18 protein-coding genes are annotated in these 19,968 nt (G+C 67.0%); all 18 read right to left on the reverse strand.

The genetic code is table 11. The features are described 5' to 3' along the window. Positions 1–18 precede the first annotated feature (18 nt). The 18 genes from ACQR1B_RS12700 to ACQR1B_RS12785 all read right to left on the reverse strand — a co-directional run bounded on the left by ACQR1B_RS12700 (position 19) and on the right by ACQR1B_RS12785 (position 19,917). On the reverse strand, positions 19–867 hold the full coding sequence (locus tag ACQR1B_RS12700) for an MBL fold metallo-hydrolase (protein WP_284421344.1): 849 nt from the start codon (positions 865–867) through the stop codon (positions 19–21). Positions 868–906: 39 nt separating this feature from the next. Next, a complete protein-coding gene (locus tag ACQR1B_RS12705; protein ID WP_434831770.1) occupies positions 907–1,794 on the reverse strand; it encodes an amidohydrolase family protein in 888 nt (295 codons plus the stop codon). Beyond that, positions 1,791–2,909 carry a VWA domain-containing protein gene (locus ACQR1B_RS12710; RefSeq protein WP_434831769.1) on the reverse strand — a complete coding sequence of 373 codons (1,119 nt, stop codon included), beginning with the start codon at positions 2,907–2,909 and terminating at the stop codon, positions 1,791–1,793. Before ACQR1B_RS12710 ends, ACQR1B_RS12705 begins: the two co-directional genes overlap by 4 nt. Further along, entirely contained in the window at positions 2,906–3,787 is an 882-nt protein-coding gene (locus tag ACQR1B_RS12715; RefSeq protein ID WP_434831768.1) for an AAA family ATPase, read from the reverse strand. Before ACQR1B_RS12715 ends, ACQR1B_RS12710 begins: the two co-directional genes overlap by 4 nt. A gap of 6 nt (positions 3,788–3,793) precedes the next feature. After that, positions 3,794–4,816: a xanthine dehydrogenase family protein molybdopterin-binding subunit gene (locus ACQR1B_RS12720; RefSeq protein WP_434831767.1), complete on the reverse strand. Its 1,023-nt coding sequence runs from the start codon at positions 4,814–4,816 to the stop codon at positions 3,794–3,796. A 1-nt stretch (position 4,817) separates the two neighbouring features. Then, positions 4,818–6,392 (reverse strand): xanthine dehydrogenase family protein molybdopterin-binding subunit, encoded by a 1,575-nt coding sequence (locus ACQR1B_RS12725; protein ID WP_434831766.1) that lies wholly within the window; start codon positions 6,390–6,392, stop codon positions 4,818–4,820. A 12-nt stretch (positions 6,393–6,404) separates the two neighbouring features. Further along, a complete protein-coding gene (locus ACQR1B_RS12730; RefSeq protein ID WP_434831765.1) occupies positions 6,405–6,884 on the reverse strand; it encodes a (2Fe-2S)-binding protein in 480 nt (159 codons plus the stop codon). Positions 6,885–6,887: 3 nt separating this feature from the next. Beyond that, positions 6,888–7,709: an FAD binding domain-containing protein gene (locus ACQR1B_RS12735; protein WP_434831764.1), complete on the reverse strand. Its 822-nt coding sequence runs from the start codon at positions 7,707–7,709 to the stop codon at positions 6,888–6,890. Positions 7,710–7,724: 15 nt separating this feature from the next. Further along, positions 7,725–8,168, reverse strand: a complete 444-nt coding sequence (locus tag ACQR1B_RS12740) for an SRPBCC family protein (protein ID WP_434831763.1) — start codon at positions 8,166–8,168, stop codon at positions 7,725–7,727. Positions 8,169–8,172: 4 nt separating this feature from the next. Beyond that, on the reverse strand, positions 8,173–8,610 hold the full coding sequence (locus ACQR1B_RS12745; protein ID WP_172113371.1) for an SRPBCC family protein: 438 nt from the start codon (positions 8,608–8,610) through the stop codon (positions 8,173–8,175). A 6-nt stretch (positions 8,611–8,616) separates the two neighbouring features. Further along, entirely contained in the window at positions 8,617–11,508 is a 2,892-nt protein-coding gene (locus ACQR1B_RS12750) for a flotillin domain-containing protein (protein WP_434831762.1), read from the reverse strand. Positions 11,509–11,583: 75 nt separating this feature from the next. Then, on the reverse strand, positions 11,584–12,429 hold the full coding sequence (locus tag ACQR1B_RS12755; RefSeq protein WP_434831761.1) for a phosphoenolpyruvate hydrolase family protein: 846 nt from the start codon (positions 12,427–12,429) through the stop codon (positions 11,584–11,586). 4 nt (positions 12,430–12,433) lie between these two features. Continuing rightward, a complete protein-coding gene (locus ACQR1B_RS12760) occupies positions 12,434–14,656 on the reverse strand; it encodes an ABC transporter permease (RefSeq protein WP_434831760.1) in 2,223 nt (740 codons plus the stop codon). Further along, entirely contained in the window at positions 14,649–15,431 is a 783-nt protein-coding gene (locus ACQR1B_RS12765; RefSeq protein WP_434831759.1) for an ABC transporter ATP-binding protein, read from the reverse strand. Before ACQR1B_RS12765 ends, ACQR1B_RS12760 begins: the two co-directional genes overlap by 8 nt. Further along, entirely contained in the window at positions 15,424–16,476 is a 1,053-nt protein-coding gene (locus ACQR1B_RS12770) for a branched-chain amino acid ABC transporter permease (RefSeq protein WP_434831974.1), read from the reverse strand. The genes ACQR1B_RS12765 and ACQR1B_RS12770 overlap by 8 nt, the downstream gene beginning before the upstream one ends. Before the next feature lie 37 nt (positions 16,477–16,513). Next, entirely contained in the window at positions 16,514–17,524 is a 1,011-nt protein-coding gene (locus ACQR1B_RS12775) for a branched-chain amino acid ABC transporter permease (protein WP_434831758.1), read from the reverse strand. A 199-nt stretch (positions 17,525–17,723) separates the two neighbouring features. Continuing rightward, positions 17,724–18,545 (reverse strand): AraC family transcriptional regulator, encoded by an 822-nt coding sequence (locus ACQR1B_RS12780; protein WP_434831757.1) that lies wholly within the window; start codon positions 18,543–18,545, stop codon positions 17,724–17,726. 121 nt (positions 18,546–18,666) lie between these two features. Further along, positions 18,667–19,917: an ABC transporter substrate-binding protein gene (locus ACQR1B_RS12785; RefSeq protein WP_434831756.1), complete on the reverse strand. Its 1,251-nt coding sequence runs from the start codon at positions 19,915–19,917 to the stop codon at positions 18,667–18,669. Positions 19,918–19,968: the final 51 nt, after the last annotated feature.

The following is a 19,968-nucleotide window of genomic DNA, read 5'->3' on the forward strand; positions in this document are numbered from 1 at the left end:
TCCTGCTGCTCGGGCCGATCACGCCGGAAACCAGTGCCGCTGCGGCAGCGACTGCACCACCGGGCCCGGCACCTGGTCATGCAGCCGCCCCGTCACCACGCCGCCCTCGATCTTGGCGGGGCGGTCGTGAACCGGCAGCAGGTAGCGTGAGCTCGACAGCAGCTTCTTGATCGCCGCCTTCTCGGCGCGCTTCGACGTGCCGTGATTGCCGGTCGTGCGCGGCTCGGCGTCCTGGATCTCGTTGAACGGCGTCACGATCTGGTCGTTGAAATCGTAGATCACGTCGCCACAGATGGTGGCGATGCCGTCGGCTGTGTGGACATGGATGTTCATGGAGCCCTCGGTATGGGCGTTGGCGGCATCGCAATAGACGCCCGGCATCAGCTCGATCGGCCCGGTCAGCTCGAGATCGAGGAAGCGCAGCGCGCTCTTGGTGTGCAGGCGGTCGATCAAATGCTTGATGTCGGGCGCCGGATATTGCGGATGCATCAGGCCCGACACCGAGTATTCCAGCTCGCGGCGGTTCAGCACGACCGTGGTGTTCATCGGAAACAGATCGTCCTTGCCGGCATGATCGATGTGCAGATGGGTGTGGCACACATAGCGGACGTCGCCCATGCGCACGCCGTGGCGCGCCAGCTGGTTCTCGATCATGTTCTCGTGGTACTGCAGCCCGCGCATGCCCAGCGTCTCCATGATCTGGTTGGAGCGATAGCCGGTGTCGACCACGACCGGGTACGGCCCGCCGAGGATCAGGAAGCCGAGCGTCAGCACCCGGCGGGTGCGGCCGCAGTCGCGGCCGAGCACGAGGAAGCTCGATTCCAATTCGATATCACCATAGTCGAGAACCTTGATTTCCAGCGCCATGAGCGTTCCCTGTTGCTTTTGTTGTCGTTGCGCGCAGCATCATCCGAGCCGATAGACCCGCCGCGCGGTCTCTCCCATCACCTGCGCACGCGCGCGCGCATCGAGGCCCTCGATCGCGCCCTCATAGGCTGCGACGAGCACGCAGTAATCAGTCCACAGCTTCTCGATCGGAAAGTTCGAGCCGAACAGGCAACGTTCAGGGCCAAACAGCTCGATCGTCTCGCGCACGACGTCGGCGACATGCGCGGGATCGTTGCGACGGATGAAGGTGCCGAGGCCCGAGAGCTTGCTGACGACATTGTCGCAGGCCGCGAGCCGCTGCATGCCCTTGTGCCATTGCTCGCGCCCTGCGGGCGACAGATCCTCCAGCATCCCGGCATGCTGCAGGATGAAGGTCACGGACGGACAGCTCTCGGCGAGTGCCGCCGCGCCCGCCATCTGGCCGGCGAACACCTGCAGATCGAACGACCAGCCGTAGTCGGCGAGCCGGGCGACATTGGCGCGGATATTGGGATCGCTGCAGAGATCGGGCTGCGCAGCAAAGCGATACAGAGGGTTCTCATGCCAGTGCAGCTGCATGCGGACGCCGCGCACCAGCGGATAGCGCGCGAGCCGGTCGAACTGCGGGCGCGCATCGGCAACGGCGACGTCAGCATAGGCCACGATCGCGTGCGGAAAGCCGTGCTGCTCGGCAGTCCGCTGCACCCAGGCCGCCTCGTCCTCGAAGCCGTCCTTGGCCCAGTTGGTCTGGACATAGACCGACTGCGTGACGCCATTGCCGGCGATGTCGTCGAGATATTCCGCAATGGGATAATCGCGGCGGATCGGCTCATAGGGGCCAAAAATCCGCGGCTGCATCGGCCCGACCAGCCAGGGCAGATCCGCCTGCCGCCAGATGTGATGATGCGCATCGACATATCCGTTCATGCCGCCCTCCTCTGCGCCAGCGACAGCACATGCGCGACGATGGCCTCGTCCGAGCCGCCGGCAACGATGTCATCCACGAACGGCGCGATCGCCTGCAACGCCTCGGTCTGCGGCTTGAAGCCCGGCCCGGTCGCCAGCGGCGTCAGCCAGCTCAGGCGCCAGGCGCGCAGCGACAGTTTTCGCACGGCGTCGCGGAGCGCCTGATGATCACCGCGCTCCAGCCCGTCCGAGATCACCAGCACCGCCGCGCCGCGCGCATAGGTCGAGAAGCGCGGCACGGCCAGGAACGCCTGCAGCGCCTCGCCGATCCGGGTGCCGCCGTCCCAGTCGCTGACGAGATGCGAGGCGGCGAGCAGCGCCTGCTCACGCCGCTTCAGCCGCAACGGTCGCGTCACGCGCGTCAGCCGCGTGCCCAGGGTGAAAACCTCGGCCTGAGGCACCGCCTGCACCAGCACATGCGCCAGCCGCATGTTGTCCTCGGTGCGCGCCTTCATCGATCCGGAGACGTCGATCAGCAGCAGCAGCCGGCGCAACCGCGGCCGGCGTCTCAGCCGCCGCAGCGACAGCACCTCGCCGTCGCGCCGCACGCTCTCGCGCATCGTTCGGCGCAGGTCGACGAAGCTGCCGCGCCGCGCGCGCATGCGCCGGTGGCCGCGCCGCTTCGGCAGCTTCGCGCGCGCCTGCCGGGCGAGACGCTGCAGCGCATTGCCGCCGGTCGTGGCGGCGAGGCGGCGCGCGACCAGCGCCTCGGCGCGTGTCGCCGCCAGACCGGACTCGTTCTGCTCCTGGGCGAGGTCGGGATCGACGGCGCCGTCGCCTTCCTCCTGCAGCCGGACGACGTCGTCCTGCTGGTCGGTCTCGCTGAGAGCCGTTGCGTCAGTCACGCCGAAATGGATATCGAACAGCAGATTGTAGGTCGCGAGCCGCTCGGGCGGCGGCGCCAGCGTTGCCGCGCCGGCGCGGCGGATGTCGTCGAGGCTGCGCGGCCCCAGCAGTTCGATGGCGGCCAGAAATGACGTGGTCTGCTCCGGCGCCACGGCAAAACCGTTCCGGCGCAGCAATGCAGCGAAAGTGACGAAGATTTCGGCCGGCTGCGGCAGACGCGGTTCGCTCATGTCATCGCCTCCGCCAGGAGCGCATCGAGCCGGGGCGCGATGAAGGACAGATCCTCCTCGTCCTTCAGCGCGACGCCGATCGAACGCTTTAAGGCATCGGGCCAGCGCGCGCCGGTCTGGTTCAGCAGCGTCGCAGCCTCCGCCCAGTCGACCGCCTCGGCAATGCCCGGAGCCTTGCTCAGCGGCTCGCGCCGCAGCTTGGCCACCGCCTGAACCACGGCCCGTGCCGTGCCCTCAGCCACGCTGGAAGCGCGCATCATCACGATCCGCGCCTCGCGCGCCGCGTCGGGATAGTCGATCCAATGATAGACGCAGCGGCGGCGCAGCGCTTCATGCAGCTCGCGGGTCCGGTTCGAGGTCAGCACCACGATCGGCCGCTCGGCGGCGCGCACCGTGCCGCGCTCAGGAATCGAGATCTGGAAATCGGAGAGGAATTCGAGCAGGAAGGCCTCGAACTCCTGGTCGGCGCGATCGATCTCGTCGATCAGCAGCACGGTGGCGTCTGGCGCGCGCAGGCAGGCCAGCATCGGCCGCTCGATCAGGAAACTCTCGCCATAGATGTCGATGCTCTCTTCACCAGCCTGCCGGATCGCCAGCATCTGGCGCGGATAGTTCCACTCGTAGAGCGCGGCGGCTGCGTCGATGCCTTCATAGCATTGCAGCCGGATCAGCTTGCGGCCGAGCACCGCGGCAATCGCCTTGGCCGCCTCGGTCTTGCCAACGCCGGGCGCGCCCTCCAGCAGCAACGGCTTGCCTAGCGCGAGCGCCAGATAGGCTGCGGTCGAGAGCCCGTCATCGGCGAGGTAGTAGGCCGCACGCAGCGCCTTCTCCAGCGCCTGCGGCGAGTCGATGCCGACGATGTTGCTGCGGACCACCATGCGCCGTCACCGCCGCGTCTGCGGCCGGGCGCCGCCCTGCGCCTTGATCGCGCGCAGCACCTTCTCCGGCGTGATCGGCAACTCGTCGATGCGCACGCCGACGGCATTGAAGATCGCGTTCGCGATCGCCGGCAGCACCGGATTGGCGCACATCTCGCCGGGGCCCTTGCCACCGAACGGACCATCCGGCGCCGGCCGCTCCAGCACGGCGATGTCGTGCGGGCAGATGTCGCCGGGACCCGGCATCAGATATTCGACGAAGTCGCGCGGGCCCTGCTTCGGATCGGGATAATACGGCTCGGTCGTCTCATAGAGCGCGTGGCTCATGCCCATCCAGGCGCCGCCGACCAGCTGCTGCTCGACCAGCCGCGGATTGAGCGCGCGCCCGAGCTCATAGGCAGAGTCCATCCTGACGACGCCGACCTCGCCGGTCTCGTCATCGACCTCGACCTCCGCGACGAGACAGGCATGCGCGTAGCAGGTCGCCGGCGACATCTCGCCGGTCTCCGGATCAACGTCCGACAGCGGCACCAGGAAGATGCCCCGCCCGGAGATCGTCTTGCCCTGGCGGAACTGCGCGGCGATGGCGACGTCCTTGACCGAGATCGAACGATGCGGCGCGCCCTTGACGTGGATGTTGCCGCGGCCGTCGGTCTCGAGATCCCCAGCGTTGACTTCCAGCTCCTCGGCTGCCGCCTCCATCATGACGCCGCGCGCCTCCTTGGCCGCCGCCATCACGGCATTGCCGACGCGATGGGTGCCGCGCGAGGCGAACGAGCCCATGCAATGCGGCCCGGTGTCGGAATCTGCGGTGTCGACATAGACGTCCTCGACGGGCACGCCGAGCGTCTCGGCGCAGATCTGCCGCGTCACCGACTTCATGCCCTGCCCGAGATCGATCGACGATAGCGCCACGGTGAACTTGCCGCTGGGATTGGAATGCACCAGCGCCTGGCTCGGATCGCCGCCGAGATTCATGCCGATCGGATAATTGATGGCCGCCATGCCGCGGCCGCGGTGCCTGGTCATGTCAGCGCCTCCTGGTTCCGAACACCGACGAGAACCGCGTCGCACCGTGCCCCGACGAAGGCGCCGGGCTCGTGGGCGGGGGTGGTGACGGTTCGGGCTGTGGCGATGCCGAGAGCCCGCGATCGTAGCTGGTGCGCTGCTGCGCCGGCGCGGAACGCGGCTGTAGTGGCTCGCGCGGCGTCGACGGCACCGATGCCCGCGCGCCACCGCCATCCCGACGCGAGGACATCCGGCGAAACTCCTCGCGGATCGGCCATTTGGCCTTCTCGGCCGCAACCTGCACGCATTCGATCAGCGCGGTGTTCTTGGCCTCGCGCCGGTGCGCCTTCATGTCGCCGTCGCGATAGGCATTCAGGATCCGGAACTCCATGGGGTCCATGCCGATGAGATGCGCGAGCTTGTCCATCTGGCATTCGAGCGCGAAGTCCATGCCGGTGATGCCGAAGCCGCGCATCGCGGTGGCCGGCGTGCGATTGGTGTAGACGCAATAGACATCGCCAGAGACGTTCGGGATCGTATAGGGACCCGGCAGGTGTGCGGCACATTTGACGACCGCGTAGCTCGACAGCCGGGTATAGGCGCCGGAGTCGAAATAGGCTCGGATCTGGCGCGCGACGATGCGGCCGTCGCGCATCACGCCGTCCTTGATATAGATGCGCTCGGCGCCGCGCGGCGGCCCGAACTGCATCTCCTCCTCGCGCCCGAAAACATAGCGCACCGGCCGTCCGGTCAGGATCGCGGCCAGGATGGCGAGCGGCTCGGTCAAGGTGTCGACCTTGCCGCCAAAACCGCCGCCCACGGTGCCGCCGATGAAGTGGAAGGTGTTCGACGGCAGGTCGAGGATCTTGGCGCAGGTGTCGAGCGAAAAGAACAGCGCCTGGGTCGAGGTGTAGACGACGTAGCGGCCATTGGTGTCGGGCGCGGCGATCGCGCCGTTGGTCTCGACCGGCGCATGCTCGATCGGCGACATCTGGTAGCGCTGCTCCAGCACATGATCGGCGCCGGCGAAGCCACGCTCGACATCGCCGAAGCGCAGCTTCTGGTGATCGTAGCGGTCGTGATAGGTGAACGTGTTCTTCGGATAGGTCTCGTTGACGGTCGGCGCGCCCGGCTTCAGCGCCTCCTCGACGTCGAACACCGCCGGCAGCGTCTCGTAGTCGATGCGGACCTTGGCGGCTGCCTCGGCCGCTGCGCGCGGCGTGTCGGCGACGATGGCAACGACCGGCTCGCCGCGATAGCGGACCTTGTCGACGGCGAGCGTCGGCTCGTCGTCCTTGCCGAAATTGATCAGGCTCAACAGCGTATTGAGATTGCATGGCACGTCGCTGCCGCGGATGATCCGCAGCACGCCTTCGCTGCGCTCGGCCTCGCTGGTGTCGATCCGGCGCAGCCGGGCGTGCGGCTGGGTGGACCTGACGACCTTCAGATGTTGCATGCCCTGCAACTTATGGTCGTTGAAATAGGTCGAGGTGCCCGTGACATGGCCCAGCATGTCCTGGCGCTGCGTGCCCTTGCCGACCTCGTTGAGATTGTCGTCGCGCTCGTCGGCGAAGATGTCCTTGCGCAGTTCCAGCATGACGATGTCTCCTCAGGCGCTCGCGCGCAACGACGCGGCCGCGGCCAGCACCGCATTGATGATCGGCTCGTAACCCGTGCAGCGGCAGATGTTGCCCGAAATCGCTTCCACCACCTGCTCGCGGCTCGGCTGCGGCGTCCGGTCGAGCAGCGCCTTCGCGGCCATCAGCATGCCCGGCGTGCAATAGCCGCATTGGGCGGCAAAACCCTCGGCGAAGGCGCGCTGCAGCGGATGCAAATTGGGTCCGCTCTTGATGCCGTCGAGCGTCTCGACCGCGCGGCCCTCGACGGCTTCGGCGAGCGTGAGGCAGGCGAGATGCGCGTCGCCATCGATCAGCACGGTGCAGGCGCCGCAGCCGCCCTGCCCGCAGCCGAATTTCGGCGTGACGTCGCCGATCATCTCGCGCAGCACCACCAGGAGATTGGTGCCGCCGTCGACGAACAGCGCGACATCGCGGCCATTGTGACGAAACTGAAGAGGAGTCTTGGCCATGCTCTAGCTCTCCTGTCCCGACAACAGCCGCCGCAGATGCACGCCGACCACCTCGCGGCGATACCACGCGCTCGCCAGCGAAGTGTCGGCGGGGGCCGTTCCCTCGGCTGCCGCAGCAGCAGCGGCACTGATCGCGCTGGCGTCGAGCGGCCGGCCTTCGAGCGCGCGCTCCGCTGCCTTGGCGCGAACAGCGGTCGGCGCCATCGATCCCAGCGCGATCCGCGCACCGGTCACGCGGCCGCCGCTCTGTGGAAGATACGCCGCGAGCGTGATCACCGATCCACCCTTCGGCTTGATGCGCGCGATCTTGCGATAGCGAAACGCATCGGATGACGCCGGCCTGACGCAGGACACCGCGACCACCAGCGCACCGGCCTGGCGGTCGCGCGACTGCAGGAACTCCTCGATCGGCATGTCCCTGACGCCGAAACCGCCCTGCAGCGCAACCATACCGTCGAGTGCCAGCAGCGCCACGGTGAAGTCGCCGAACGGCGCCGGCGCGAACAGGTTGCCGCCGACGGTGCCCATGTTGCGCACCGCGGGGCCGCCGATCGAGCGCGCTGCCGGATGCAGGAAGGCCAACTCACGCTCGGCCAGCACGCGGGCGAAGGTGACGCCGGCGCCGATGCGGATGCGCGCGCCCGCGGCGTCAATGCTCTGCAGCGCACGGTCGGTGACACGGACAACGGTCGCAATCGAGACGTCGCCCTCGTTGAGATCGCGCATGACCAGCGTGCCGCCGCCGAGATAGCGCGCGGCGCGGTCCGAGGACAGCGCGGACGCTGCTTCGCTCAGCGCCTGAAACGTCTTCACCGTAATCGGCATCGATTCACCTCGTCCTCATGCCGCCTGCTTCAGATGCGATCGAATCGCCTCGAAGCCGGCCTGGTAGATGTCTTCCGCGACCATGCGCGTCAGCGCCTCGGCCAGCTCGGGCCTTGTCGTGAACCGACTCTCCCAGTGCCAGAAGGTGCGGTCGCCGTCGGTGACCGGCAGCAGCCGGACATGGGCGACATAATTGAACAGTTGAACCGGCGTATCGAGCAGGCAATAGCTGAAGCTCTGTTCGAGATCGGACAGCGCCAGCAACTGCTCGCGCAGCTCGGAGCCGTCCTGAAGCCGGAAGCGCCTGACGCAGCCGATCTTGTCGGACGCCTGCGCGCGTTCGATCGCCGACGTCGCGACCGCGGGATGCCAGCGGTCATGGCCGTTGAAGTCACGCAGCACCTCCCACACGGCCTCCGTCGGCGCGTCGATGATGGTGCTCTTGACGATATGCGGCACGGCGTCAGCCTCCGAACGCGCGCTTGAGCGCATCGAAGCCGCCCTGGAACACGCCGCCGCCGATCGACGCGACAAGATCAGCCTCGCGCTCCGGCGCGCAGTCGAACTCGGCCGTCCACTCCAGGAACGTCCTGTCGCCGTCCGTGACCGGTGTCAGCCTGAGGGTCGCGACGTAGTTCGACACGCCCATCGGCGATTCCAGGATCGAATAGGTGCAGAACATGTCGTAGTCGGAGAGGCCGAGCAGCTTCTCGCGAATACGGTCGCCGTTGCGTAAGCGGAAGTCCCTGACACAGCCGATCTTGTCGGCAGGCTCGCCGCCCTCGATGCGGCTTTCGGCGATCGCTGGATGCCAGTTCGGCAGGCCGTTGAAGTCGCGCACGCGCGCCCACACCCGATCGTTGCGGGCACTCACTACGGTGGAGACGTAGACCCTCGCCATGACGCCTCACCCTTTCTTGCGCGGGCCGCGATCGGCCGGCGGCTCGGGCGGGCTGGCGTCACCTCCGCCTCCACCAGCGTCCTTGCGGGCCGCGGTGTCCTTGCGGATCCCCTGCATGTCCCGGGCTTCGCGGATCAGGCCGGGCATCTTGGCGAGGCTGCCGCCCTCGACGCCGATGTCGGACAGGAGGGAATCGATGAGCGGCGCCTGGACGCGGTAGCGCAGCGCGGAGTCGATCACCTCGTCGGTCGCGCTGCGGCCGCCATTGCCGCCTCCGCCATTGCCGTTCAGGCCGTCGACCTGGAGAATCCGGATGCCCTCGATCTTCTCCATCGGCTTGACGCTCTCGCGCACGATGCCCTCGATGCGGTCGAGCAGCTTGCGCCGGAACAGCGAGTAGCGCGCCTGGTCGGTCAGGACGTTCTCCGCCTCGTTGAGCAGCTTCTGCGCCTCGGCTTCGACCGCGGCACGGACCCGCTCGGCGCCCGCGGCGATCTTGGTTTCCTCCGCCTGCTTCTCGGCGAGCAGCACCTCGATGGTCTTGCGGCGGCGCGCGATCTCGCTTTCGCGTGCCGTGACCACCTTTTCCGTCGCCTCGGTGGCGCGCGTGCGCGCCTCCTCGGCGGCCACCTTGGCCGCGGATTCCTCCAACGACTTCTGATACAGCGCGATGGCCTTCTCCATCAGCGCGGTCTCGACATCCTTCTCACGGTTGACCTCGAGCTTGCGCAGCTCCCGTTCGCGCCCGATGCGGGCCTCGTCCAGGCCGCGATCGGAGGCGATGCGCGCACGCTCGACTTCCTCGCGGGCGGCGATCTCGGCTTCCTGAAGCGCCTGGACGCGGCCGACCTCGAGCTGCTCGATGGAGCGGCGGCGTTCCAGCCTCGCCGCTTCCAGCGCCTGCTCGCGCGACACATCCGCCGTCTCGACCTGACGGCGCGCCAGGATCTCGGCTTCCTTGACCTGCCGGTCGGCATCGATGCGCTCGGAACGCTTGGCGGCGAGCTCGATCACCCTGACTTCGTCGGCGAGTTCGACGGCCTTCTTCTGGTCGATGTTGAGCACCTCGCGCGTCCGCGACGAGGCGATGCGCTCGGCCTCCAGCGCCAGATCGACCTCGATGCGCCGCCGCTCGACGGCCTCTCGCCGTTTGAGGTCGGCGGCCTCGACGGCCTCCGTGCGCGCGATCTCCAGGCTGCGCGTCTCCTTCTCGGAGCGAATCCGCTTCTCGGCGACGGCCTGCTCCTGCGCGATGCGGGCCGCTTCGATCGCCTCGCGCGAGGCGATGTCGGCCTCCTCGATCGTCCTGATGCGCGCGATCTCCAGCGCGCGGACGCGCTCCTCCTGCGCGATGCGGCTCGCCTCCGTGGCCTCGCGCGCGGCGATGCCGGCGATCTCGATGCCCTGATTGCGCTCGATCTCCAGCTTGCGCGTCGCATGCTCGGCCGCGATGCGCTCAGCCGACAGCGTCTGCTCGCGCGCGATGCGGGCGGCTTCGACCGCCTTCTGCGCCGCGATCTCGGCCTCCTGGATGCTGCGCACCTGGGCGATCTCGGAGGCGCGCGTGCGCTCGTCGGAGCTGATGCGCTCCAGATTGACGATCATGGTCTGCGCAATCCGGGCCTTCTCGGTCGCTTCGCGCGCCGCAATCTCGGCCTGCTCGATCGCGCGGGTGCGCTCGATCTCGCGGCGCCGCGTCTCCTCGTCATTGGCGATGCGCGCATCGGAGATCGCGCGATCCTGCTGAATCCTGGCCTTCTCGACCGCCTCGCGCGCCGTAATCTCGGCTTCCTCGATGGTCCTGGTCCGCTCGATGTCGCGCTGGCGCACCTCGCGTTCGGACTCGATGCGTGCGGCGTCGATCGCACGCTGGTTGGCGATCCGCGCCTTCTCGATGTCCTCGCGCGCCAGAAGCTCGCGCTCCTCGACCGCCCGGGTGCGCTCGATCTCGCGCTGCCGCGTGTCGCGCTCGGCCGCGATCCGCGCCTCGGCAATCGTCAGCTCGTTGGCGATGCGCGCCTTCTCGATCGCCTCTCGCGCGGAAATCTGCGCCTGCTCGGCCTCGGTCTCGCGCAGCGCCCGCTCGCGCGCCACCTCCGTCCGTTGCAGCGCGCGGCGCATCTCGATGTCGCGTTCCTGATCCAGCCTCGCGGTTTCGCTCTCGCGCTCGATGTCCAGTGCCTCGCGCTCCGCTTCGAGATTGCGGGTCCGGATCTTGATCATCGAGTCCTGCTCGATGTCGTTGCGCAGCTTGCGCCGGCTCTCGATGTCCTCCATCAGCCGGGTCAGACCTTCGGCGTCGAAACGGTTCGACGGGTTGAAGAATTCGAGATCGGTCTGGTCCAGATCGGTGATCGCGACCGATTCGAGCTCGAGCCCGTTCTGCGCCAGCGCCTCGGCCGCCGCCGCCTTGACGCGGCCGACATAGTCGCCGCGCTGCTCGTGCATCTGCTCCATGGTCATCTCCGCCGCAACCGCGCGCACCGCGGAGATGAACTTGCCGGACAGCAACGCGTGTAGTTTTTCCGGCTCCAGGGTGCGACGGCCCAGCGTTGCGGCCGCGATCGACACGGCCTCACGGGTCGGTTGGACGCGCACGTAGAAGTCGGCCTCGACGTCGACCCGCATACGGTCGCGCGTGATCACCGCGTCCTGCCGCGCGCGCGTGATACCCATCGGCAGCACGTTCATGTTGACCGGCGTATAATCGTGGATGAACGGCAGCACGAACGCGCCGCCGTTGATCACGACGCGCTCGCCCATGAATCCGGTGCGGACGAACGACACCTCCTTCGAGGAGCGATGATACAGCCAGTTGACGATATAGACGGCGACCACGATGACGATGATCGCGACGATCAGCCAAAGGATCAGCTCACCAACCAGAACCCCGGACATCTCATTCCTCCCTCAGTCTCATGTCCGACGAACGTAGCGCCATGCGCCGTTGCTGCCGGATCTCGTGTTGTCGCCTCAGACGCGGCGCGGCCGCGCGCTGATCGCCTTGAAATGTCGCACCTGCTCCGTCAGCGCGCGTTCCACCGGCAGCCGCTCCATCGAGGAGGCGCCATAGAAGCCGTGACAGTTCTTCGTGTGCTTCATGATGAAATCGGCATCGGCGGGCTCGGCAATCGGGCCGCCATGCGCCAGCACCAGGATCTCGGGATTGACGCTGAGTGCAGCCGAGGCCCAGCTGTCGATCAGGCCAGGACAATCCTCCAGCTTCGGCGCGGTCTGCGCGCCGATCGAGCCGCCGGTGGTCAGGCCGAGATGACAGACGATGATGTCGGCGCCCGCGATCGCCATGCCTGTCGCCTGCGCCTCGTTGAAGACGTAGGGCGTCGTCAGCAGGTCCTTGTCGTGCGCACGCCCGATCATGTCGATCTCCAGCGCATAGGAGATCCCCGTCTCCTCGAGATTGGCGCGGAAGGTGCCGTCGATCAGGCCGACGGTCGGGAAATTCTGTACGCCGGCGAAGCCGAGCGTCTTCAGCTGATCGAGAAACACGTCCATGTCGCGGAACGGGTCGGTGCCGTTGACGCCCGCGAGCACCGGCGTGCTCTTCACCACCGGCAGCACCTCGGCTGCCATCTCGACCACGATCGCATTGGCATCGCCATAGGGCATCAAGCCGGCCAGCGAGCCGCGGCCGGCCATGCGGTAGCGGCCGGAGTTGTAGATCACGATCAGATCGATACCGCCGGCCTCTTCGCATTTCGCCGACAGCCCGGTGCCGGCGCCGCCACCGATGATCGGCACGCCCCGGCGCACCATGTCGCGAAACTTCTTCAGCAGCGGCGCGCGCTCATATCTGGCCATCCCCTCACCTCGCCTGTCTGCGCCGCGCCGGCAGGCGCCCGAGCATGGGCCTGATGGCGCCGACGATGGCTGCTGCGAACTCATTGTCGTTGATGTGATGCGGAAGGCGGATCAGACGCCGGTTCGATGTCTGCCGCACCGTCTGTTCGAGGCTGCGGAACAGCGCCTCATCCGCGTCGCGATCGAAGAACGGCTGGCCCTGCGCATCGAGCGCCGAGACACCCTTCTCCGGCAGGAAGAACCTGACCGGCCCGTCCATGCGATTGAGCCGTTCGCCGATCCAGCGCCCCATCTGCGCATTCTCCGCCGCCGTCGTCCGCATCAAGGTGACCTGAGGGTTGTGGACCTGAAACTTGCGGCCGCGATAGCGCTCGGGAAGCGTGTCCGGCGCGCCGAAATTCACCATGTCGAGTGCGCCGACCGAGCCGACATAGGGCACGCGCGTGCGGATGATGGCGCCGAAGCGGTCGTCGGTGGCCGGAAACACGCCGCCCATCAGGAGATCGCAGACCTCCGTGGTGGTGAGGTCGATGACGCCGGCCAGCAGGCCGGAATCGACCAGCTTCTCCATCGAGCGGCCACCGACGCCGGTGGCGTGGAAGACGAGGCACTCAGTGTCGTCGCGCAGCTCGGTCGTGATCTTCTGCACCGCCGGCGTGGTCACGCCGAACATCGTGATACCGATGGCAGGCCGCTGCGGTCCCGCCGGACGCTTCTCACTCTGCGCTTGTTGCTGCCGCGCCGTCACCATGCCGGCAAGCGCATGCGCGCCGTTGCTCAGCACCATCAGCGAAATCGAGTTCAGCCCCTGGACGTCCGTGACCGAGTACATCATCGTGATGTCCGCCGGTCCGACATAGGCCCCGACCTCCCCCGACGCCACCGACGAGATGATCAGCTTGGGCACGCCGACGGACAGCTCGCGCATGCCCGGCGCAACGAGCGACGTCCCTCCCGAGCCGCCGGCCGAGATGACGCCAGCCACGTTGTCCTGACGCCGCAGCCAACGCGCAAACGCCTCCGCCATCGCCGTGACGGACGCGCCGCGATCAGCACTGAACACGGCCGAGCCGCCGCGGGGATGATTGAGCGCGATCTCCTGGGCCGAGACGTCGCAGCTGGTGTGCCGGCCGCTGGTGGAGACATCGACCAGCCGTGTGCGCAGCCCGTGGCCTGCAACGATGTCGCGGATGAAGCGCAGTTCCTCGCCCTTGGTGTCGAGCGTGCCGACGACGATCACTGCCGGCGGCCCTGATGCGATCGCCGGTGCGCGCTCGCGGCTCTGGCGTGCGGTCTCGTCGAGCCTGGTGATGCTGGTCGAAAGCGTGCGCGCCTTGGCCTCGATCTGCGCGATCGGGACCGGCTGCGACCAGCGGGTCGGCAGCGCTGGATTGGAAACATAGACCTTGACCGGTGCGGTCTTCGGCGTCGCCGGCGCAACCGGCCGCGCGGCAGGTTCTTGACCGGCCTGCTCCGTCCCGAGATCCGTGTCGTCGCCGGCATGCTGGCCGACGCCGAGCAGGCGCTGCTGCAATTCGCGGTCGGCGGCGAGCCGCGCGGAGTCGATGATGCGGTTGATCCGGCCATTGACCATGATCGCGACGCGGGGAGAGATCGCCGTGGCGACACCGATGTTCTGCTCGATCACCAGCACCGCCATGTCGCCGTCCTGGCCGAGCCGGATCAGCATCTCCTCGACCTGCGCGACGATGACCGGCGCCAGCCCCTCGGTCGGCTCGTCCATGATGAGGAGCTGCGGGTTGGTCAGCAGCGCGCGCGAGATCGCCAGCATCTGCTGCTCGCCGCCGGACAATTGGCCGCCACCATTGTTGCGGCGCTCGGCGAGCCGCGGAAACGTCTCGTAGACGCGTTCGACGGTCCAGGCGCCGCGGCGCAGGCCGGCGGCGAGCCGAAGATGCTCATCGACACTGAGCGAGCGCCACAAACGCCGCCCCTGCGGCACGTAGCCGACGCCGAGCCGCGCGATCCGCGCCGGATTGAGCCCGGTGATATCCTCGCCACGCAGCCGCACCTTTCCGCCCGTCGGCCGCAGCAGGCCCATGATGGCCTTGCACAGCGTCGTCTTGCCCATGCCGTTGCGGCCGACCAGCGAGAACACGCCAGAGTCGAGCCGAAGGTCGACACCCTGCAGCGCATGCGAATGGCCGTAATAGACGTCGAGACCGCGAACCTCGAGCGCGGGCGCAGCCCGACGGACATCATTCATGGCCGCCTCCGAGATACAGTTCCTGCACCTCCGGATCGGACTCGATCTCCTGCGGCGCGCCCTCCTTGAAGATGCGGCCGTTGTGCATCATCGTCACGCTCTCGACGACGCGCAGCGCCACGTCCATGTCGTGCTCGATGATGATGTAGCCGATATGCGGCGGCAGCGCCGTGAGGATCTCCACCAGCTCGCGCCGCTCGGTCGGCGACAGACCGGCGGCCGGCTCGTCGAACAGGATAAAGCGCGGCGCACCGGCCAGCGCCAGCGCGATCTCCAGCTGGCGCTGCTGGCCGTGGGCGAGCTCCGACACCAGTTGATCGCGCACGGATGTCAGATGCACGGCTTCGATCAGGCGTTCGGTCGCCTGCATCAGCGCATCGTTGACACCAGGACGCAGCATCGAGAAGCGCGCCCGCGAGACACCGCGGCAGGCCAGATAGACATTGTCGCGCACGGTCAGGCCGAGGAACAGCGCCGAGATCTGGTAGGTCCGGCGCAGCCCGCGGCGGATGCGCTCGTGCGGCGGAAACGCGGTGATGTCCTCGCCGAAGAAGCGGATCGTGCCCGACGTCGGCAGGAAGTCGCCGGTGACGCAGTTGAACAGCGTCGTCTTGCCGGCGCCGTTCGAGCCCAGCACCGCGCGCCGCTCGCCCGGCCGCACCGTGATGGTGATGTCGGTCAGCGCCGCCAGCGCGCCGAACATGCGCGTGACACCGCGCAATTCGAGAGCTGCGGTCGAGCCGAGCGCCGAGAGCCGGTCCGCGACCCTATCCATGGCCGTGCCCTCCCGGACGCGACGACGTCTCCGCACCTCGGCCGCGCTTGCGCCAGCGCTCATACAGGCCGATGACGCCGTCGGACGACCAGAACACGATGGCGAGGAAGCCGAGCCCGATCAGCAGCCGGAAGCGATTGCCGTCGAGCCCGACCTTGACCAGGAAGTCGAGCGCGAAGGTACGCAGGATGACGAAGATGAACGCTCCGATATACGGCCCGACCGGACGAGTGATGCCGCCGACCACGGCGACGATCAGAATGTCGATGCAACGCTCGACGGCGACCGAACCCGGCGAGATCTGCCGGTAGTTCCAGACCTGCAGCACGCCGCCCATCCCCGCGATCAACGCGGCGAAGGCATAGGCTGCGATGCGATGGGCATTGACGTTGAAGCCGAGCGCCGCCATGCGCCGCGGATTGTCGCGCACGCCCTGCAACGCGAGGCCGAACGGCGCACGCGACAGATACAGCACGGCGAAATAGCACAGCGCCGCCACTGCCAGTGTCAGGTAATAGAACGCGATGTCCATGCGCCAATCGACGCCGAGAAAGTGCGGCGTTGCGATCGTGTTGATGCCGGTATGGCCGTTGAAGATCGCCCAGTTCTGGTTGGTGAAATAATAGAATGCCGCGCCGATCGCGAGCGTGATCATGATGGTGTAGATGCCCTCGGTGCGCACCGCGAGCGCGCCGCCGAGCGTGCCGAACAGCACGGCGAGCACCAGCGCCATCGGCGTCGCCAGCCACCACGGCCAGCCCAGGCTGATATTGGCGTTGCCGCTGACGCCGAACACCGCGACCATGTAGCCGGCAAAGCCGGCGATGGTCAGCTGCATCAGGCTGACCGTGCCGCCATAGCCGGCGAGGAACATCAGGCTCAGCGCAATGGTGCCGAGGATCAGGGTGGTGCCGAAGATCTCGATCAAGAAGAAGCCGTTGGCGATCACGGGCATGATCAGCAGCAGCGCTGCCGCCGCCCAGGCCCAGGGCTGCTCGGTCACCGACCACGCCGCCGGCTGCGCTCTGGCGCTTCCCGCCAGCATGCTCTCCCGCGTCTGCGCCTCCTGGATCAGCGCCATCTCATCGCCTCGCCAGCAGGCCCTGGGGCCGCAGCGCCAGCACCAGCACCATGATCAGGAAGGTCACCACGATCGCATAGGTCGGGATGTAGACCGAGCCGAGCTGCTCGGCGAGGCCGATGATGAGCGCACCGAGGGCCGCGCCCGGAATCGATCCCATCCCGCCGACGATGACGACCACCAGCGACGCCAGCAGGAACCGCGTGTCCTCGCCGGGCGAGAGCGACTGGAAGGTTCCGCCGACCACGCCGGCAACGCCGGCAAGTCCCGCGCCGAGCGCGAACACCAGCACGAACACGAGCTGGATCTGGACGCCCGTCGCCGCGAGGATCTCGCGATCGTCGACGCCGGCGCGGACGATCATGCCGACCCGGGTGCGGTTCAGCGCGAGCCACATCAGGACCCCAATCACCACCGAACCGCAGAAGATCACCAGCCGCACCAGCGGATATTGCAGGAACATCGCTTCGCCCGACGATTTCACCGCGGTCATCAGCGGCAGCTGGATCGGCCCGATCAGCCAGGCCGGCGTCTGGATCTGATAGAAGTCGCCGCCGAACGCCCACAGCATCAGATCGGCAAACACGATCGAGAGCCCGATCGTCACCATGGTCTGCCGCAAATCCTGGCCCTCCATGCGGCGAAACACCAGCAGCTGAAGCACGATGCCGAGAGCGGCGACGACGATGAAGGCGGCGATGAAGGCAAGGATCCAGGAGCCGGTCGCAGACGAAATGCCGTAGCCGACATAGCCGCCCAACAGATAGAGCGAGCCGTGCGCGAGGTTGACGTTGCGCATCAGGCCGAAGATCAGGGTGAAGCCGCTCGCAACCAGGAAATACAGTCCGCCAAGGGTAATGCCGTTGAAGACGGCGCTCAGGAACACCTTCTTGCGGCCGATCGCCTCTTCCAGCCCCGGCGGCCACACCGCGAAGATCAGCCACGCCAGTAGCGCAACAGCCAGGAGAATGACGAGAGACCAGATCGGGTGGCGCTCGACGAAGCGGCTCATCGTCGCGCCCTCACGGCGAGAAGGACCGCTCCGTCATGGCAACGGTGTCGCGCATGCAGCCGACCATCGCCGGGTCTACCGGCCATCGCTCGTCCTCCCTCGTCGGATCCTGTGCCGGATCACGTTCCTGCAACATTAGCGGCCGAGGGGAGCGCGTGTTTGATCGACAGTCTCTTTTCGCGCGATGCGCAGCAGCACGTCAGGCTCGCAGCACTTTTGCAGCGCGGCGATAATCGGTCGGAGCCATGCCGACATTGCCGGCGAAGAAGCGCGTGAAGCCGCTCTGCGACGAGAAGCCGAGATCGAAGCCGATATCCGCGATCGGCGATTCCGTCGCCACCACCGCATCCAGCGCGCGTTCCATCAGCAGCGTATTCAGATAGAGGTTCGGGGTCACACCCGTCTGGCTGCGGAACAAGCGATAGAAATGCGGCCGCGACAGTCCGGATTCGCGAGCGATATCGTCGAGCTCGATCTCGGCGCACGGGCTGTCCGACATCAGCTTGATGCACTTGCGAACACGGAAGTCCGTCACCTCGGCGCACGGCCGCTCCGGCAGCTCCGATATGCGCCAGCTTTCCTCGTAGCAGCTCTCGATCAGCTGCCGCAGCTCGCCGTCGAGACAGCCGAGCGATGGCGCGCCACACACCAGCGCTGCGGTGCGGCGAATGCAGCGGTCGAGCGCCGCCGTCCGGCGGAAGCAGGTCCGGCCGAACCGCAGGCCCTGCTCGCGCGCGGCCGGCGGCGCGAACCACTCGGCATTGACGTAGAGCACGAAGAAGATCGCGCCATTGTCGACGTCGTTCGGCAGGAAATTGTGCGGCTCCCATGGATTGACCGCGACGATGCGGTCTTCGCCGATGACATGGCGCTGGTCGCAGACGTCGATATTGGCTGGCGTTCCGCCGACGTGAAAGATCAGATGACCCTCGCGATGGGCATGCACGTTGAACGGCCGATTGAGCTGATAGACCGTCGCGCGGCCGAAGCGAGCATGGAAGACGGCGAGCGCCCTACTCATCACTTCCCACCCAAATGGCTTCTTGCTTGTTCGTCAGCGTCATTCATTGCTCCGCAGAAAGCAAGAGACGCGACGACGCGGCCCGAACAGGCTCGGGCCGCGTCGCTCATGCCCGGAAAGGTCAGTACTTCTTACATTCGGGCACGGTCCGGCTCGGCAGACCAATCTTGGCGAAGGTGGCCGCGTCATAGCCCAGGGTCTGGTTGACGTCCGGGATCACCTTCACGACCTTGCTGAACAGCGCGCCCTTGCCGTCATCGACGACCTCAGTCACGAAGTTGGTACCGATCGCCTGACGGTTGGCGTCGAGCTTGATCTTGCCGTTGGGCGCGTCGATCTCGATCTTGGCCAGAGCCGCCTTCAGCTTCGACTGGTTGTCCGACAGATCGCCATTCACCTCGCGGAGCGCCAGGATCAGCGCCATGGTCGAGTCGTAGTAGTTCGTGGCGAGCAGCGATGGGCTCGGGAAACGCTTCTCCGGCGGGAAGGAGTCCTGATAGGCCTTGACGAATTTCTGCCAGCGCGGATCGTCCCAGGTATCGGCCTGGCCGGATGCTGCAATCGTCCCGATCAGGGCGTTCTTGGCATTGCCCTTCGACGACAGGATGGTCTGGTCGATCATGATCGACCCGCCCATCAGGTGCGCCTTGCCGCCGGCCTGCTGATACTGATTGAGGAAATTGACGGCGTCGGCGCCGCCGAGGCCGAGATAGATCGCATCGACGTCGTCAGGAAGCGCGGCAATCACCGAGGCGAAATCCTTGGTGCCGAGCGGGACCCATTGCCGGCTGGAGATCTTGCCGCCGAGGCCGCAGAACTCCAGCGCCAGGCCGAACACCTGGGTGTAGATGAAGGAATAGTCCTCGCCGACGGTCGCGATCTTGCGGTAGCCCTTGGTCTCGAAGGCGTATTTGCCGAGGCCGACCTGCCACTGCGCGCCGTCCATGTTGAAGCGGAAGAAGTTCGGCGCAGGATCGACATAGGTCGTCTCCTGTGCACCCGAGGCGGCATTGACGAAGGTCAGTTCGGGATGGGTCTTGGCGAAGTTCTTGACCGCGATGCCTTCGTCGCCGGACAGCGGCGACAACAGAATCTGCACCTTGTCCTGTTCGATCAGCTTGCGCACCGCACGCACCGCGGAATCGGGCGTGGCGTCGGTCGACGCCACGACGAATTCCAGCTCCTTGTCGCCGATCTTCTTGCCGAGCACGTTCAGCGCCGTGACATGGCCGCGCATGCCGTCCTCGCCGAGCACCGTATAGGTCCCTTCGAGCGTCGCGGTGACGCCGACCTTGATCTTCTCCTGGGCAGAGGCCGTGCCTGACAGCAACAGTGCCGTGAGCGCAGCGAACCCCACTCGTCGCATGACCATCGAACTCCTCCCTTTGCAATGGCGAATTGTGCCGGCCAGTCGTTGCTGGCC

The sequence above is a fragment of the Bradyrhizobium oligotrophicum genome, from assembly GCF_051168495.1.
Classification (GTDB): domain Bacteria; phylum Pseudomonadota; class Alphaproteobacteria; order Rhizobiales; family Xanthobacteraceae; genus Bradyrhizobium; species Bradyrhizobium oligotrophicum_A.